This window comes from Dryocola sharpae, assembly GCF_051307055.1.
Lineage (GTDB): Bacteria > Pseudomonadota > Gammaproteobacteria > Enterobacterales > Enterobacteriaceae > Dryocola.
The window spans coordinates 1454608-1471256 of the sequence record NZ_CP149994.1; the positions used below are offsets into that span (position 1 = coordinate 1454608).

Annotated in this window: 13 protein-coding genes; 5 read left to right on the top strand and 8 right to left on the bottom strand. The window is 55.5% G+C overall.

Annotation, left to right across the window (positions count from 1 at the left end; all coding sequences use genetic code 11):
- Positions 1-114 precede the first annotated feature (114 nt).
- The gene (gene pncB, locus WLO31_RS06900; RefSeq protein WP_435929739.1) at positions 115-1317 is read right to left on the bottom strand and encodes a nicotinate phosphoribosyltransferase; all 1203 of its coding nucleotides are present in this window, start codon (positions 1315-1317) and stop codon (positions 115-117) included.
- Between the two features lie 272 nt (positions 1318-1589).
- On the bottom strand, positions 1590-1880 hold the full coding sequence (locus WLO31_RS06905) for a DUF1471 domain-containing protein (protein ID WP_435929740.1): 291 nt from the start codon (positions 1878-1880) through the stop codon (positions 1590-1592).
- Between the two features lie 276 nt (positions 1881-2156).
- Between WLO31_RS06905 and pepN the strand changes: the two genes are divergently transcribed.
- Positions 2157-4769, top strand: coding sequence for an aminopeptidase N (gene pepN, locus WLO31_RS06910; protein ID WP_435929741.1), 2613 nt, complete (start codon positions 2157-2159; stop codon positions 4767-4769).
- Between the two features lie 402 nt (positions 4770-5171).
- Here pepN and ssuB read toward each other — a convergent pair whose 3' ends face one another.
- From ssuB to ssuE, 5 genes are read right to left on the bottom strand one after another with little or no spacing between them, the layout of a single operon-like run.
- Complete coding sequence (gene ssuB / locus WLO31_RS06915; protein WP_435929742.1) at positions 5172-5942, bottom strand: aliphatic sulfonates ABC transporter ATP-binding protein; 771 nt, start codon at positions 5940-5942, stop codon at positions 5172-5174.
- Positions 5939-6730, bottom strand: a complete 792-nt coding sequence (gene ssuC / locus WLO31_RS06920) for an aliphatic sulfonate ABC transporter permease SsuC (RefSeq protein WP_435929743.1) — start codon at positions 6728-6730, stop codon at positions 5939-5941. Before ssuC ends, ssuB begins: the two co-directional genes overlap by 4 nt.
- Positions 6731-6740: 10 nt before the next feature.
- The gene (gene ssuD, locus WLO31_RS06925; RefSeq protein WP_435929744.1) at positions 6741-7886 is read right to left on the bottom strand and encodes an FMNH2-dependent alkanesulfonate monooxygenase; all 1146 of its coding nucleotides are present in this window, start codon (positions 7884-7886) and stop codon (positions 6741-6743) included.
- Positions 7883-8860 carry a sulfonate ABC transporter substrate-binding protein gene (locus WLO31_RS06930; RefSeq protein ID WP_435929745.1) on the bottom strand — a complete coding sequence of 326 codons (978 nt, stop codon included), beginning with the start codon at positions 8858-8860 and terminating at the stop codon, positions 7883-7885. Before WLO31_RS06930 ends, ssuD begins: the two co-directional genes overlap by 4 nt.
- Entirely contained in the window at positions 8853-9428 is a 576-nt protein-coding gene (ssuE, locus tag WLO31_RS06935) for an NADPH-dependent FMN reductase (protein WP_435929746.1), read from the bottom strand. The genes WLO31_RS06930 and ssuE overlap by 8 nt, the downstream gene beginning before the upstream one ends.
- A gap of 247 nt (positions 9429-9675) precedes the next feature.
- Here ssuE and pyrD point away from each other — a divergent pair, with 247 nt between their 5' ends.
- Entirely contained in the window at positions 9676-10686 is a 1011-nt protein-coding gene (gene pyrD / locus WLO31_RS06940; protein ID WP_435929747.1) for a quinone-dependent dihydroorotate dehydrogenase, read from the top strand.
- A gap of 165 nt (positions 10687-10851) precedes the next feature.
- Positions 10852-11394 (top strand): cell division protein ZapC, encoded by a 543-nt coding sequence (locus tag WLO31_RS06945; protein ID WP_435930538.1) that lies wholly within the window; start codon positions 10852-10854, stop codon positions 11392-11394.
- Here the strand turns inward: WLO31_RS06945 and WLO31_RS06950 are convergent.
- Positions 11391-12503 (bottom strand): YcbX family protein, encoded by a 1113-nt coding sequence (locus WLO31_RS06950; protein WP_435929748.1) that lies wholly within the window; start codon positions 12501-12503, stop codon positions 11391-11393. The two genes, WLO31_RS06945 and WLO31_RS06950, sit on opposite strands and share 4 nt — an antisense overlap.
- Positions 12504-12610: 107 nt before the next feature.
- On the opposite strand from WLO31_RS06950, the gene rlmKL reads away from it, so the two are divergent.
- Together rlmKL and WLO31_RS06960 are read left to right on the top strand one after the other, a co-directional pair.
- Entirely contained in the window at positions 12611-14728 is a 2118-nt protein-coding gene (gene rlmKL, locus WLO31_RS06955) for a bifunctional 23S rRNA (guanine(2069)-N(7))-methyltransferase RlmK/23S rRNA (guanine(2445)-N(2))-methyltransferase RlmL (protein ID WP_435929749.1), read from the top strand.
- 5 nt (positions 14729-14733) lie between these two features.
- On the top strand, positions 14734-16641 hold the full coding sequence (locus WLO31_RS06960) for an ABC transporter ATP-binding protein (RefSeq protein ID WP_435929750.1): 1908 nt from the start codon (positions 14734-14736) through the stop codon (positions 16639-16641).
- The last annotated feature ends 8 nt before the right edge of the window (positions 16642-16649 follow it).

Genomic DNA, 16649 nt, shown 5'->3' on the forward strand with positions numbered 1-16649 from the left:
TCTATGTTACCTGTCGCGCGCCGCCAGACAAGCAGAAATCGCATCCGTTTGCAGAAATAAAGCGCAGAAGAGGCCCATAAACCAAACAAATATAATTTACGGGCCTTATTTGATTCAGCTGGCTTTTTTTACCAGCGGCAAATCGAAGGCTTTGCGCAGGGCGCGCACGAAGGCTTTATCGTGGCAGATAGTTTTGCCGGGGCTGTCAGAAAGTTTTGCGACGGGTTTGCCGTTGCACTCCACCAGCTTGATAACGATATTCAGGGGCTTTACCTGTGGGATATCACATGTCAGGCGTGTGCCAATGCCGAAGCTCAGATTGATGCGTGAAGTAAAACGCTTATAAAGCTCAATGGCTTTTGGTAAATCCAGGTTATCGGAGAAAACCAACACCTTGCTCATAGGGTCAATGCCCAGGTTTTCATAATGCGCGATGGCTTTTTCACCCCATTCAAACGGGTCCCCGGAGTCATGGCGTAAACCCTGATACTGCCGGGCAAACTCGGGGCCAAAGTCGCGCAGGAAGGCGTCCATAGTGATGCAGTCGGTAAGGGCGATGCCCAACCGATCCGGATATTCATCCAGCCAGGCCTGAAGCGCCGCGCGCTGGCTGTTGGCAAGCACCGGGCTGATTTGCTGATGCGCCTGGAACCATTCATGGGCTTGCGTACCCATAGGCGTCAGGTTCAGGCGGCGCGCCAGATCGTAATTGCTGGTGCCGACAAACCAGGACTCCTGCTGCAGGCGGCTGACAATGGCCTCCTGAACCTCACGGGAGAAGCGGCGTCGCGTACCAAAGTCCATCAGGCGGAAGGAGGAGAGATCGATATCCGCCGTCAGCGCGTTGAACTCCAGCAGTTTGCTTTCCAGATGCGCCAGCGCCATCTGCGGCGTAACGGCCGGCGAGCGATGCTGATGCACCACTTCACTGATCACGGCCAGCAGCGGCACTTCCCACATGATGACTTCACGCCAGGGGCCGGTCAGGCGAATATCCAGGTGGCCTTTATTATTGGTGATTTCAACCTGAGCGGGGTCGTAGCGGAAAGTACGCAGCCAGGCGAGGTAATCTGCTTCAAAGAAAGGAAGCCCTTCAAGCCAGGCGAACTCCCCGGCGCTTAGCGCAAGGTGTTGCATACTGTCGACCTGTTGACGGATTGCGTCTGCGTAAACGCCCAGCAGATCGTCACCGCGGCAGCGAAACTCGGCCGCGACGCTCACGTCGTAATATCGGTGGAATACCGCCTGCTGCATATGAAGCTTATAGGCGTCAGTATCCAGAAGCGTTTGCAAAATCGGGGAAGCGTGTCGTGTCATGGCGCGTAGCAGCATCCTCTCACAGGAGCGTTTCCATCAAGGGCTAAAAGCAGATAAAGACGCAGGAGTATACCCTGATTATCTGTTTATTAAACCCGGATCACAACACAAGGGAGGATTCGGGTCGAGGGCAATTCGTGCCGCCTGTTACGGCTATGTAACGGATTTCAGCTTAACCATTTGAATTGGAAAATAAATATTCACGCTCTCACCCCTGCAGGCACATAAAAAACCACGCAGGTAAGCGTGGTTTTACAGGCTTAGCGCAGGGCTTATTTGTCGGCGTTTTTATAGACATCGGCCACTGCTTCGAAATTGGAGCCATGCTCGCGTGCGGCGACGATATGATAGTACTTGCCGCCTTTTTCATCCGCCAAATCTGAAAGTTTATCGTGCAGATCGGATGGCGATGAAATGGTTCCCCCGCTCTGTGAAACACTGACGCTGCCCAATTTTACAAGCTTGAAATGGGCAATTTCATCTTTGGAAACCTGATCGGCGGCAAAGGCACCAAAGGAGACAGCAGAGATCAGAAGAGACGTAACTACAGCAATTTTTTTCATAGAAGTCATCCTTGTATGGCTGGACATAGATGTTTGCTTAACACCATTTTAGTTTAGACCAATTTCTGAAGGAGACTAATAACGCCCGCAGAGTCTGCATTTGCCCGTCGGCATGATTAAAAAGCTAACGGCGAGAGACTTCCCGTAAGCTCATGTTACACAAATGTAGCAAACAGCGTGATTAGCCCGGAAAAGATGATGATTCTGCGTGGCAACATTAACGCAACAGGAATAGACTGAACGCCGATAACTTACGGACGATGTATAAGGTTTTTTATGACACAACAGCCACAAGCCAAATACCGCCACGACTATCGTGCGCCGGATTACACGATTAGCGACATCGATTTGACCTTTGACCTGGATGCCACAAAAACCCTGGTCACCGCCATCAGCACAGTAAGCCGCCAGGGCGCCGCTCAGGCCCCTCTACGTCTCGATGGCGGCGATCTTACCCTAGTCAGCGTTCAGGTGGACGGTAAGGCCTGGGAGCATTATTCCCTGCAGGAAGGCGCGCTGGTGCTTGAACAGCTGCCAGATAATTTCTTGTTGACCATCGTCAATGAAATTAGCCCGGCGGCAAACACCGCGCTTGAAGGGCTGTATCAGTCGGGCGAGGCGCTTTGCACCCAGTGCGAGGCTGAAGGTTTCCGCCATATTACCTGGTATCTGGACCGCCCGGACGTGCTCGCGCGCTTCACTACCAGACTCATTGCCGATAAAACGAAATATCCATACCTGCTCTCCAACGGTAACCGCATTGCTGAAGGAGAACTGGAAAACGGTCGTCACTGGGTGCAGTGGCAGGATCCGTTCCCGAAACCTTGCTACCTCTTCGCGCTGGTGGCGGGTGATTTTGACGTGCTGCGTGATAGCTTTAAGACGCGCTCTGGCCGCGACGTTGCGCTGGAGCTGTTTGTCGATCGCGGCAATCTGGATCGCGCCGGCTGGGCGATGACCTCGCTGAAGGCGTCCATGAAGTGGGACGAAACCCGCTTCGGCCTGGAATACGATCTCGACATCTATATGGTTGTCGCCGTGGACTTCTTCAACATGGGCGCGATGGAGAATAAAGGTCTCAACATCTTTAACTCCAAATATGTTCTTGCCCGTGCAGAAACGGCCACCGACAAAGACTATCTCGATATTGAGCGCGTGATCGGCCACGAATATTTCCACAACTGGACCGGCAATCGCGTGACCTGCCGCGACTGGTTCCAGCTGAGCCTCAAAGAAGGCCTGACCGTTTTCCGCGATCAGGAGTTCAGTTCGGATCTCGGCTCGCGTGCCGTTAATCGCATTCAGAACGTGCGCACCATGCGCGCAATGCAGTTTGCCGAAGACGCAAGCCCGATGGCGCATCCGATTCGCCCGGACAAAGTTATTGAAATGAACAACTTCTACACGCTGACCGTGTATGAGAAGGGTTCAGAAGTCATTCGCATGCTGCACACTTTGCTTGGCGAAGAGAACTTCCAGAAAGGCATGCAGCTTTACTTCGAGCGTCATGACGGCAGCGCCGCTACCTGCGACGATTTCGTGCAGGCGATGGAGGATGCCTCCAACGTCGACCTGTCGCATTTCCGTCGCTGGTACAGCCAGGCCGGTACGCCAGTCGTCAGCGTGCGTGATGACTACAACCCGGAAACCGAGCAGTATACGCTTACCATCAGCCAGACGACGCCGCCAACCGCGGAACAGCAGGAAAAACAGCCGCTGCATATTCCGTTCGACGTTGAACTCTATGACAACGAAGGCAAGGTTATCCCGTTACAGAAAGGCGGCCATCCGGTTCATCACGTGCTGAACGTGACGCAGGCCGAACAGACGTTTGTCTTTGATAATGTTTATTTCCAGCCGGTTCCATCGCTGCTGCGTGAGTTTTCCGCGCCGGTAAAACTGGAATACAGCTGGAGCGATCAGCAGCTGACCTTCCTGATGCGCCACGCCCGCAACGATTTCTCCCGCTGGGACGCGGCGCAAAGCCTGCTGGCGACCCACATCAAGCTGAACGTTAACCGTAGCCAGCAGAAGCAGCCGTTGTCGCTGCCGCTGCATGTGGCCGACGCTTTCCGCGCTATTTTGCTTGATGAGAAGATAGATCCGGCCCTGGCCGCTGAAATCCTCACGCTGCCTTCGCAAAATGAAATTGCCGAGCTGTTCCAGCAGATCGATCCAGGCGCTATCGCTGAGGTGCATGAAGCGCTGACCCGCACGCTGGCGACGGAATTAGCGGACGAGTTCCTCGCTATCTACAACGCCAACAAGCTCGACGCCTATCGTGTTGAACATGCGGACATCGGCAAGCGCGCTCTGCGTAACACTTGCCTGCGTTATCTGGCGTTTGGCGAGCAAGCGCTGGCCGAACAGCTGGTGCGCGCTCAGTATGACGCGGCGGATAATATGACCGATGCGATTGCCGCTCTGTCAGCAGCGGTAGCGGCGCAACTGCCGTGCCGTGAAGAACTGCTGGCGAAGTATGACGAGAAATGGCATCAGGATGGCCTGGTGATGGATAAATGGTTCATTCTGCAGGCGACCAGCCCGGCGGCCAATACGCTGAGCAAGGTGCGCGAGCTGTTGCACCACCGCTCGTTCAGCCTCGGCAATCCGAACCGCATTCGTTCGCTGATTGGCGCTTTTGCAGCAGGCAATCCGGCGGCGTTCCACGCGGCGGACGGCAGCGGCTATCAGTTTATGGTGGAAATGCTCAGCGAGCTGAACCGCCGTAATCCGCAGGTGGCTTCTCGCCTGATTGAACCGTTGATTCGTTTGAAACGCTATGACGAGAAGCGTCAGGAAATGATGCGCGCCGCGCTGGAACAGCTGAAAGGGCTGGAGAATCTGTCCGGCGATCTGTTTGAGAAAATCAGCAAGGCATTAGCGTAAAGGATTTTGTAAGGTGGATGGCGCTGTCGCTTATCCACCCTACGGATCTGCTGGAGCGGGCCGGGTAAGCTCCGTGCCACCCGACGCTTATCCACCCTACGGATCTGCTGGACCAGGTCGGGTAAGCCCCGCGCCACCCGACGCTCTCAACCGCTGCGCACCACGCGCGCCGGTTTTTCAACAAGGATTTTGTAAGGTGGATGGCGCTGCCGCTTATCCACCCTACGGATCTACTGGACCAGGTCGGGTAAGCCCCGCGCCACCCGACATTCTCTCAACCGGTGCGCACCACGCGCGCCGGTTTTTCAACAAGGATTTTGTAAGGTGGATGGCGCTGTCGCTTATCCACCCTACGGAATTGCTGGCGTAGGTCGGGTAAGCCCCGCGCCACCCGACATTCTCTCAACCGCTGCGCACCACGCGCGCCGGTTCTTCAGCCTGGCGTTGCATCACTCGCTCAAGCACCTTCGCTTCCAGCTCCGCCAGCCTTACCGAGCCCAGTCGGCGTGGTCGAACCAAATCCACCGTTAAATCCAGGCCAATTTTCCCGTCTTCTATCAGTAAAACTCGATCCGCCATGGCGACCGCCTCACTGACGTCGTGGGTCACCAGCAGTACGGTAAAACCGTGTTCCTGCCACAGAGAAACGATCAGCTCCTGCATTTCAATACGCGTTAACGCGTCAAGCGCGCCGAGCGGTTCGTCCAGCAGCAGTAAACCAGGGCGATGAATCAGCGCGCGAGCCAGAGCCACGCGCTGTTTTTGCCCGCCAGAAAGCGCCGCAGGCCACTCTTTCGCCCGGCTTTCCAGCCCGACGGCTTCAAGCGCCTGCCAGGCCGCATCGCGCCAGCTGCCTTTCAACCCCAGGCCAACGTTATCAATGACGGATTTCCACGGCAGCAGGCGAGCGTCCTGGAACATTAACCTTGTATCGTCCTGGCTTTCACGCAGCGGCGCGTTGCCTGCCAGCAGCGAACCAGCGTCAGGATTTTCCAGCCCGGCAAGCAGCCGCAGCAGGGTACTTTTGCCGCCGCCGCTGCGTCCGACCACGGCAACAAACTGCCCGGCAGGAATGCGTAGCGCCAGCTCGTTGAGAATCGTTTTATCGCCGTAACGTTTGGTTACGCCGTCAAGCAGCAGCGGCGTCCCCTGATTTAAGCGAGCGGTATTCATAGGGTTTCCTCTTTTATCTGGTAAGCGGGATGCCAGCGCAGCCAGACGCGCTCCAGCAGTTGCGCACTGATATCCGCCAGTTTGCCGAGCAGGGCATAGAGGATAATGGCGACGACCACGACATCGGTTTGCAGGAATTCACGGGCATTCATCGCCAGATAGCCGATGCCTGAATTAGCTGAGATCGTCTCGGCGACGATAAGCGTCAGCCACATCAGGCCGAGGGCAAAACGCACGCCGACCATCACAGAAGGCAGGGCGCCGGGCAGGATCGCCTGAGCAAACAGGCTAAAGCCCGACAAACCGTAGCTGCGCGCCATTTCCAGCAGCCCCTGGTCGATGTTTTTGATGCCGTGCCAGGTATTGATGTAAATCGGGAACAGCGTGCCGAGCGCCACCAGAAAGATCTTTGCGGTTTCATCAATGCCAAACCATAAAATAACCAGCGGGATCAGCGCCAGATGCGGCACGTTACGCAGCATCTGAATCGAGGTATCCAGCAGGCGCTCGCCCCAGCGCGACAGGCCGCTGATCAAGCCGAGGATCAAACCGAGCGAGCCGCCGATGCTAAAACCGATCGCCGCGCGCCAGGAGCTGATCGCCAGGTGCTGCCAAAGCTCGCCGCTGGCGGAGAGCTTCCAGAAGGTGACGATCACGCCTTCGGGGGAGGGCAGAATACGTGTTGAAAGCCAGCCAACCGAGGAGGCGAGCTGCCAGACGGCGATAATAGCGACCGGCAGTGCCCAGGGAGCAAGGCGAAACAAAAGTTTGCGTGTGCTATTCGTCATTCTTTTCTCCTTAGCTCTGCGCAGCTTTACGAGGGATGAAGTCGTTAGCAACGACTTCGCCTTTCTCATGATGCTGACGCGGCCGCGGAATTTCCGGAATAGCGATGTCCAGGTGCGGGAATAACAGCTCGCCCACGCGGTAAGCTTCTTCCAGATGCGGATAGCCGGAAAGAATAAAGCTGTCGATACCCAGCGCTGCGTATTCATTAATGCGGTCGGCGACCGTCGGGCCGTCGCCGACCAGGGCCGTTCCCGCACCGCCGCGGACCAGGCCAACGCCCGCCCACAGGTTAGGGCTGATTTCCAGCTTGTCGCGTTTGCCGCCGTGAAGCGCCACCATCCGGCGCTGGCCAACGGAATCAGTACGCGCAAACGCGGCCTGGGCTTTGGCAATAGTGTCGTCATCAAGCTGTGAAATCAGGCGATCCGCGGCCTGCCAGGCATCTTCGTTGGTTTCACGCACGATCGTATGCAGGCGAATCCCGAACCTTACCGTGCGCCCATGCTCAGCGGCTTTGGCGCGAACCTGCTCAATCTTCTCTTTCACCAGGTGCGGCGGTTCGCCCCATGTCAGGTATAAATCCACCTGCTCAGCAGCCAGATCCTGCGCCACGTCGGATGAACCGCCAAAATACAGCGGAGGGCGCGGTTGCTGTACCGGCGGGAAGAGCAATCTGGCGCCTTTTACCTGAATATGTTTCCCTTCGTAATCCACCGTTTCGCCTTCCAGCACGCGCCGCCAGATGCGGGTGAATTCAGCCGAGGCTTCATAACGTTCGCTATGATTAAGAAACACGCCGTCGCCAGCCAGCTCTTCAGGATCGCTACCGGTGACCAGGTTAAAGAGCGCCCGGCCATTTGAAAGCCTGTCGAGCGTTGCAGCCTGGCGTGCGGCCACCGTCGGCGAAACGACGCTCGGGCGCAGGGCGACGAGGAATTTAAGCCGCTGGGTCACCGGGATCATCGAAGCGGCCACCAGCCAGGCGTCTTCGCATGAGCGCCCCGTCGGGATAAGCACGCCGGTAAAGCCAAGCCTGTCCGCAGCCTGAGCGATCTGTTGCAAATAACCGTGCTCTACGGGGCGGGCGGCATCGTTGCTGCCTAAGTAGTGACCGTCGCCATGGGTTGGTAAGAACCAGAACATATTAAGACTCATGATTTATCTCCTTTTACGGCGCCGGCGGGCTGCCAGATGCGGGCGCGAATATCGACTTTTTTCGGCACCAGGTGATTGTCGTAAAACAGATCGGCGGTTTGCTGCTGTTTTTCAGCGGTAGCGGCGCTAACCGGCGTGATTTCGCCTGGCGGGCGGTGATCGAAATAGCTGGCGATAACGGGCTCAGGTAAACCCATGGTCCTGGCAAGCAGCGTTATGCTTTTCGCTCGCTGCGTACGGGTAAGATCGTCCGCCTCGCTAAACGTTTTCAGAACGTTTTGCAGGAATTCCCCGTTTTTCTCAGCGTAGGGGCGCGAGGCCAGGTAGAACGAACCGGTCTGGTCAATCTGGCTGCCGTCAGAGAGCACCCGCACGCCGCCGTTGAGCAAAGCCGCTGAATAGTAGGGATCCCAAATCGCCCATGCGTCTACGTTGCCCTGCTGGAACGCGGCACGCGCATCGGCGGGTGACAGATAAGCTGGCTGAATATCGGTAAATTTCAGCCCGGCTTTTTGTAACGTACGCAGCACCAGGTTGTGCGAACTGGAACCTTTCTGGAAGGCGATCTTGTGGCCTTTAAGATCGGCGATGGTCTTCAGCGGGCTATTTTCAGCCACCAGGATCACTTCGGCTTTTGGCTTTGCGGGTTCCGATCCGACATAAACCAGATCGGCTCCGGCTGCCTGAGCAAAGACAGGAGGAATGTCGCCTGTTCCGCCCAAATCAATGCTGCCTACGTTCAGCGCTTCAAGCATTTGCGGGCCAGCCGGGAACTCAATCCACGAAATTTTGGTTTGCGGATAGCGCTGCTCAAGAAACTGATAGCTTTTCGCCAGAACCATGCTTACCGAGCCTTTTTGATAACCGATACGCAGTCGCTCCGGCCCGGGCTGAGCGGCATTTACCGCCGCGCTCAGGCTTATCAAACCGGTGAAAACCAGCCACGGCGCGTTGCGTTTTAACAGATTAAACATGAGCAACTCCTTGCTGAATAAACGGGGAAGCCACGGCGAAATCGCGACGATGCAGAGCCTGCCAGAACGTTTCCAGCGCGGTATCCAGGCGCTGCTGCAAATTGGCCGTAAAGAGCGGCTTGTGCTGATAGTCGGCAATCTGGCTGTCGTCGGCAAAAACGCCGTGGAGGATCTCCTGAGCTTTCAGAGCGTTCAGGACGGGCTTCAGGGCATAATCCACCGCCAGCATATGCGCTACGGTGCCGCCTGTTGCGAGAGGAAGAACGACTTTCTTCTCCAGCGCGCGCTCCGGCAGGAGATCCAGCAGGGTTTTCAGCGCGCCGGCAAAGGAGGCTTTATAAACGGGCGTGGCGATAATCAATCCATCGGCCTTCTCAAGCTGCTCAACGAGCGTCTTTAGCGCCGGACTTTCAAAACGCGCAAACAGTAAATCTTCGGGCACGAAATTCTGGAGATGCCAGTGACACACCTCGACATCCAGCGCGCTCAGTTTTTCACGTGAATACTCCAGCAGAGCGCTGGAGCGGGATGGAAAGCGGGGGCTTCCGGCAAGGGTGATCACACGCATCTCGGCTCCTTATAACCAAATGTTAGCTTTGCATTAACTTTGATAACAATTGAAGCTGATAGTGGCAGAGCGGCGTTATTCCACTAAATGATTTATCTGATAAACAAATGTCAGAAATTGCATAAGAGGAAGAAGCAGTGAAAACGATTGCGCCTATTCAGGCTTTTTTGTTGCAGGTCAATTCCATTCGCCGGCGTAATCGATAATAATACGGCCCCGGTTTGCACACCGGAATCCAGGAGAGTTCATGTACTACCCCTTCGTTCGTAAAGCCCTTTTCCAGCTCGATCCAGAGCGCGCTCATGAAGTGACATTTCAGCAATTGCGTCGTCTGACAGGCACGCCGCTCGAATGGCTGGTACGCCAAAACGTCCCGTCTAAACCGGTTTCCTGCATGGGGTTAAATTTTAAGAATCCTCTTGGTTTAGCCGCGGGCCTGGATAAAAACGGTGAGTGCATTGACGCGCTGGGTGCGATGGGGTTTGGCTCCATTGAGATCGGCACCGTCACGCCCCGGCCGCAGCCGGGAAATGATAAGCCGCGCATTTTCCGCCTGGTGGAAGCCGAAGGGTTAATCAACCGCATGGGCTTTAATAACCTTGGCGTAGATAATCTTGTTGAGAATGTGAAAAAAGCCCATTTTGACGGCGTGCTTGGAATCAATATCGGGAAAAATAAAGATACGCCCGTCGAACAGGGTAAAGATGACTACTTGATCTGTATGGATAAAATTTATCCGTACGCGGGTTATATAGCGATCAATATTTCCTCGCCCAATACGCCGGGGTTACGTTCATTGCAATATGGCGAAGCCTTGGACGATCTTTTAAGTGCCCTAAAAAATAAGCAGCAGGTGTTGCAAGAACTGCACCATAAATATGTGCCGCTTGCGGTTAAAATTGCGCCGGATCTGTCTGAAGAAGAATTGGTGCAGGTGGCTGACAGTTTAGTTCGCCATAATATTGATGGGGTCATTGCGGCCAACACCACGCTGGATCGTAGCCTCGTTCAGGGCATGAAATATTGTAATGAAACTGGAGGCTTAAGCGGCCGCCCGGTACAGCTGAAGAGCACCGAGATTATTCGCCGCCTGTCGCAGGAGTTAAACGGCCGCCTGCCGATAATAGGCGTGGGCGGCATTGATTCAGTTATCGCCGCACGTGAAAAACTGGCGGCTGGCGCAACGCTTATTCAGATTTATTCCGGGTTCATATTTAAAGGCCCACCGCTGATTAAAGATATCGTTACTCACCTCTAATCCTTGTCATATCCAGACAGCCGGGGCTTTATTTTCAGCCCTGGTTGTTTTATATTCCGTGGCTGTTGCTAAATCAAACACCATAGTCTTTTATTAATACAGCTTTAAACGAAGCGGCAAGAAGGATGCTATAAGTTTGTGGGATAAACAAAAGGGTAAATCATGATGCGGATAAAACCGGACGATAGCTGGCATTGGTATTTCGATGAAGAGCACGATCGTATGATGCTCGATTTGGCTAATGGAATGATTTTTCGTTCCCGTTTCCCGCGTAAAATGCTCACCCCCGACGCCTTTGAAAACGCTGGATTTTGCGTCGATGACGCCGCGCTGTTTTTCACCTTTGACGAGAAATGCCGCGAGCTGCCGCTGAGTAAAGAACAGCGCGCGGAGCTGGTGCTGAATGCGCTGGTGGCTATCCGCTACCTCAAACCGCAAATGCCGAAAAGCTGGCACTTTATCTCGCACGGCGACTGCTGGCAGCCTGCGCCAGGCGATGCGGCCTGCGTCTGGTTAAGCGAAGATATGCAGCAGGTGAACCTGCTGGTGGTTGAAACCGGCGATAACGCGGCGCTGTGTTTGCTGGCGCAGCCGGGACTGCAGCTTGCTGGTCGCAACATGCAGCTTGGGGATGCGATTAAGATAATGAATGACAGACTGAGGCCGCAACCAATAAACAGCAGCCTCAGCCTCGATCAGGCGGTCTAAAGCTCTTCTAACTTCACATCTCCCGCAGGTACGCAGCTACAGCATAAAATGGTGCCGTCTGCGCCTACCGCGCTTTGTTTGAGCGCTTTCACTTCGCCGTCCAGTAAACGTATCCGGCAGCTTCCGCAAATTCCGGCGCGGCAGGAATAGGGAACGCGAACACCCTGCTGCTCAAGCTGTTCGAGCAGGATTTGCTGGTTATTGCCGCGAAAAGCCTGGCCCTGCCAGTCAATCGCTACCGTGCTTTCCGGCTGGGCTTCTGGCTCAAGGCTTTCTACAACCTGACCTGCGCCGTAGGCTCGGGCGGGCTTACGGGCCAGCACTTCCAGCTCATCCCCGATGCGGATAATCCCGCTATTACGCGCAATCAGGTTCTGCCCGAAGTCCACGTCATCATTATCTTGCGCGGTGCGAAAGCTTTGCAGGGTAGCCAGCGGTTCGCCCGCGGGATGTTTACGGCCTTTTTCAGGACTGACGGTTGTGAAGATACAGCGGCTGCACGGTTTGGCGACATCAAACGTCACGCCGCCAATACGCACCACCTGCCATGTATCTTCTTCCCACGCCTGCGCGCCTGCTACCACGATATTTGGACGGAACTGCGTCATCTTTACGCTTGCCGGGCAGCGGTTTTGCACATCGCGCAATGAAGCTTCGTTAGTCAGCAGGAAAGGGAAACCGTCGGCGAAGGATAAAGGCACTTCTTCATGACGCTTAACCCGGCGGGTTAGCTCTTCGCCTACCCAGCGCAGCTGTACGGGACGTGAAAAGAAGCCGCTCAGCCAGCTATTAATCTGCCCGGGCGCAATCAGGGCGGTGAAGTGGTTACCCCAGACTTCGGTTGCGGCAGGTGTTGGCTGGAAATCGGCAAAGCGGACGTTTGCTGACGTGCCATCCGGTGCGCTCAGATACAGGCCGTCATGAAGGATTGCCGGAGTAAAAAGCACCATTTGCGGATACTGGCGCGCGGTAATAAAAGTGCCATCCGGTTCGGTAACCATAAAAATACGGTCAAAAGCCAGACCGCTGGTGGCAACCCGCGCATGCGAGAGGGCAAGTCCGCGCATTGATTTAACCGGGTGAATATAAAGTTGAGATAGACTGATCATGCTGCCCTCCATGCCTGTAAAAATAATAAGAGGGCAACTTTATGACATGCGTGGCGGATTAGCTATAATGCGCCACTATTTTCTTTTTCTGACCAATAAGTGACGATATGAATTCTCTGTTTGCCAGTACGGCGCGTGGGCTCGAAGAGCTGCTAAAAACTGAACTGGAAGGCCTCGGCGCGCAAGGCTGCCAGGTCGTTCAGGGCGGCGTACATTACCAGGGGGATTCGCGTCTGGTTTACCAAAGCCTGATGTGGAGCCGCCTGGCCTCCCGCATCCTGCTGCCGCTTAGCGAGTGCAGCGTTTACAGCGATCTGGATTTATACCTGGGCGTGCAGGTTATCGACTGGCCTGCAATCTTCGGCCCGGATGCGACCTTCGCTGTGCACTTCAGCGGCCTGAACGACGTCATTCGTAACAGCCAGTACGGCGCCCTGAAGGTAAAAGATGCAATCGTTGACTCCTTTACCCGCAAAAATCTGCCGCGTCCGAACGTCGATCGCGAGCAGCCGGATTTACGCATCAACGTCTGGCTAAATAAAGACACTGCCAGCATCGCGCTGGACTTAAGCGGTGAAGGCCTGCATCAGCGCGGCTATCGCGACGGCACGGGCGCGGCCCCGATCAAGGAAACGCTGGCAGCGGCGATCGTTATGCGCTCCGGCTGGCAGCCAGGCACGCCGCTGCTCGACCCGATGTGTGGTTCCGGTACGCTGCTGATTGAAGCCGCGATGATCGCAACCGATCGCGCGCCGGGCCTACATCGCAAGCGCTGGGGTTTCCTGGGCTGGGCGAAACATGACGTTGAACTATGGAAAGAGGTCACTACCGAAGCGCAGGTTCGCGCTCGTAAAGGGCTCGGTGATTACGCTTCTCGTTTCTTTGGCTCCGATAACGATCCTCGCGTCATTGAACGCGCGCGTCTTAATACCCGTCGTGCCGGGCTTGCCGATCTTATCAGCTATGAAGTGAAAGACGTTGCCAGGCTGACCAATCCGTTGCCGGAAGGGCCAACGGGCACCGTCATCAGCAACCCGCCATACGGCGAGCGTCTGGATAGCGAACCGGCGCTTATCGCGCTGCACAGCGTGCTGGGACGCAGTATGAAGGCGCAGTTTGGCGGCTGGAACCTGTCATTATTCAGCGCATCGCCGGATCTGCTGAACTGCCTGCAACTGCGCGCCGAGCGTCAGTTCAAAGCGAAAAACGGCCCGCTTGACTGCGTGCAGAAAAACTATCAGCTGGCGGAAAATAGCACCGGCGCGGCCGGTGTGCAGCATGCCGATGATTATGCTAACCGTTTGCGCAAAAATATTAAGAAGCTCGATAAATGGGCGCGTCAGGAAGGTATTGAATGTTACCGCGTGTACGACGCAGATTTACCGGACTACAACGTAGCCGTGGACCGCTACGGCGAGTGGGTTGTGGTGCAGGAATATGCGCCGCCTAAAACCGTGGATGCCAACAAGGCGCGTCAGCGCCTGTTTGATGTGATTGCCGCCACGCTCTCCGTGCTCGATCTGCCGTCTAACCGCCTGGTCCTGAAAACGCGTGAGCGGCAGAAAGGTAAAAATCAGTACCAGAAGATGGGCGAGAAGGGCGATTTTATGGAGGTCGGCGAATACAACGCGCGCCTGTGGGTGAACCTGACGGACTATCTTGATACCGGCCTGTTCCTCGACCACCGTATCGCACGGCATATGCTCGGTAAAATGAGCGAAGGAAAAGATTTCCTTAACCTGTTTGCCTACACCGGCAGCGCAACGGTCCACGCAGGCCTGGGCGGCGCGAAGACAACCACCACGGTGGATATGTCCCGCACCTACCTTGAGTGGGCGGAACGCAACCTGCGCCTGAACGGCCTGACCGGTCGCGATCATCGCCTGATTCAGGCGGACTGCCTGGGCTGGCTGAGTGAAACGGACGAGCAGTTCGATCTGATCTTTATCGATCCGCCGACCTTCTCCAACTCAAAACGTATGGAAGAATCCTTTGACGTGCAGCGCGATCATATTAGCCTGATGAAAAACCTCAGGCGCCTGCTGCGCCGCGGGGGCACCATTATGTTCTCTAACAATAAACGTGGCTTCAAAATGGATTTTGACGGGCTGGCATCGCTGGGCTTGAGCGCGGAAGAGATCACCCAGAAAACCCAGTCGCAAGACTTCGCCCGTAATCGCCAGATCCATAACTGCTGGCTTGTCACTCATAAAGCCAAGGATTAATTTTCATGTCATTAATCAGTATGCACGGCGCCTGGCTGTCGTTTAGCGACGCGCCGCTGTTAGATAACACCGAACTTCACATTGAAGAAAACGAACGCGTATGCCTGGTTGGCCGTAACGGCGCGGGCAAATCCACGCTGATGAAAATCCTCAATCGCGAGCTGCCGCTGGACGATGGCCGCATGGTTTACGAGCAGGATCTGATCGTGGCGCGTCTGCAGCAGGATCCACCGCGTAACGTGGCGGGCACCGTATACGATTTCGTCGCCGAAGGGGTGGAGGAGCAGGCTGAATACCTGAAGGCCTACCACGATATTTCCCATAAGGTGATGAGCGATCCGAGCGAAAAGAACCTCAACGAAATGGCGCGCATCCAGGAAATTCTGGATCACCAGAATCTGTGGCAGCTGGATAGCCGCATTAATGAAGTGCTCGAACAGCTAGGTCTGGATGCGGATACTGAACTGTCCGCGCTTTCAGGCGGCTGGCTGCGTAAAGCGGCGCTGGGCCGTGCGCTGGTAAGCTCCCCGCGCGTTCTGCTGCTGGACGAACCGACCAACCACCTGGATATCGAAACCATCGACTGGCTGGAAGGCTTCTTAAAAGAGTTCCAGGGCAGCATCATTTTCATTTCCCATGACCGTTCCTTTATTCGCAATATGGCGACCCGCATTGTCGATCTGGATCGCGGCAAACTGGTTTCTTATCCCGGCGATTACGACCAGTATCTGCTGGCTAAAGAAGAAGCTCTGCGCGTGGAAGATCTGCAAAACGCAGAGTTTGACCGCAAGCTTGCCCAGGAAGAAGTATGGATCCGCCAGGGAATCAAAGCGCGCCGCACGCGTAACGAAGGCCGTGTGCGTGCGCTTAAAGCCATGCGCCGCGAACGAGGCGAACGCCGTGAAGTGCTGGGCAGCGCTAAAATGCAGGTTGAAGAAGCGGCCCGTTCCGGCAAGATCGTCTTTGAAATGGAGGACGTCTGCTATCAGGTTGCCGGTAAACAGCTGGTGAAAGATTTCTCCGCCCAGGTTCAGCGCAGCGATAAAATTGCGCTGGTTGGGCCGAACGGCTGCGGTAAAACCACGTTGCTTAAGCTGATGCTGGGCCAGCTGCAAGCCGACAGCGGCCGCGTACACTGCGGAACGAAGCTTGAAGTGGCGTACTTTGACCAGCACCGTGCGGAACTCGATCCGGATCGCACCGTGATGGATAACCTGGCGGAAGGCAAACAGGAAGTGATGGTGAACGGCAAGCCGCGTCACGTGCTTGGCTATCTGCAGGACTTCTTATTCCATCCAAAACGCGCCATGACGCCGGTACGCGCGCTGTCGGGCGGTGAACGTAATCGTCTGTTACTGGCGCGCTTATTCCTGAAGCCAAGCAATCTGCTGATCCTCGATGAACCGACAAACGACCTGGACGTTGAAACGCTGGAACTGCTTGAAGAGCTGATTGACGGCTATCAGGGCACCGTGTTGCTGGTGAGCCACGATCGTCAGTTCGTGGACAATACCGTGACCGAATGCTGGATCTTCGAAGGCGAAGGGCGCATTGGCCGCTACGTGGGCGGTTATCATGATGCAAAAGGCCAGCAGGGTTCAGCGCGTTCCCTGCGTGCAACCGCTCAGGATAAGCAACAGAAGAGCGAACCCGTAAAAACCGAAGCAACAAAACGCGGCAATAGCAAACTAAGCTATAACCTGCAGCGTGAGCTCGAGCAGTTACCGCAGCGTCTTGAACAGCTCGAAAACGAGCTGGAAGCGCTGCAGGCTAAAGTTGGTGGCGCCGAGTTCTTCAACCAGTCGCACGATGAGACGCAAAAAGTATTGAGCGAACTGGCCGCTGCCGAAAAAGCGCTGGAAGACGCGTTCGAACGCTGGGAACAGCTCGAGTCTCTGAAAAACGGCGCGTAATGTAAGGA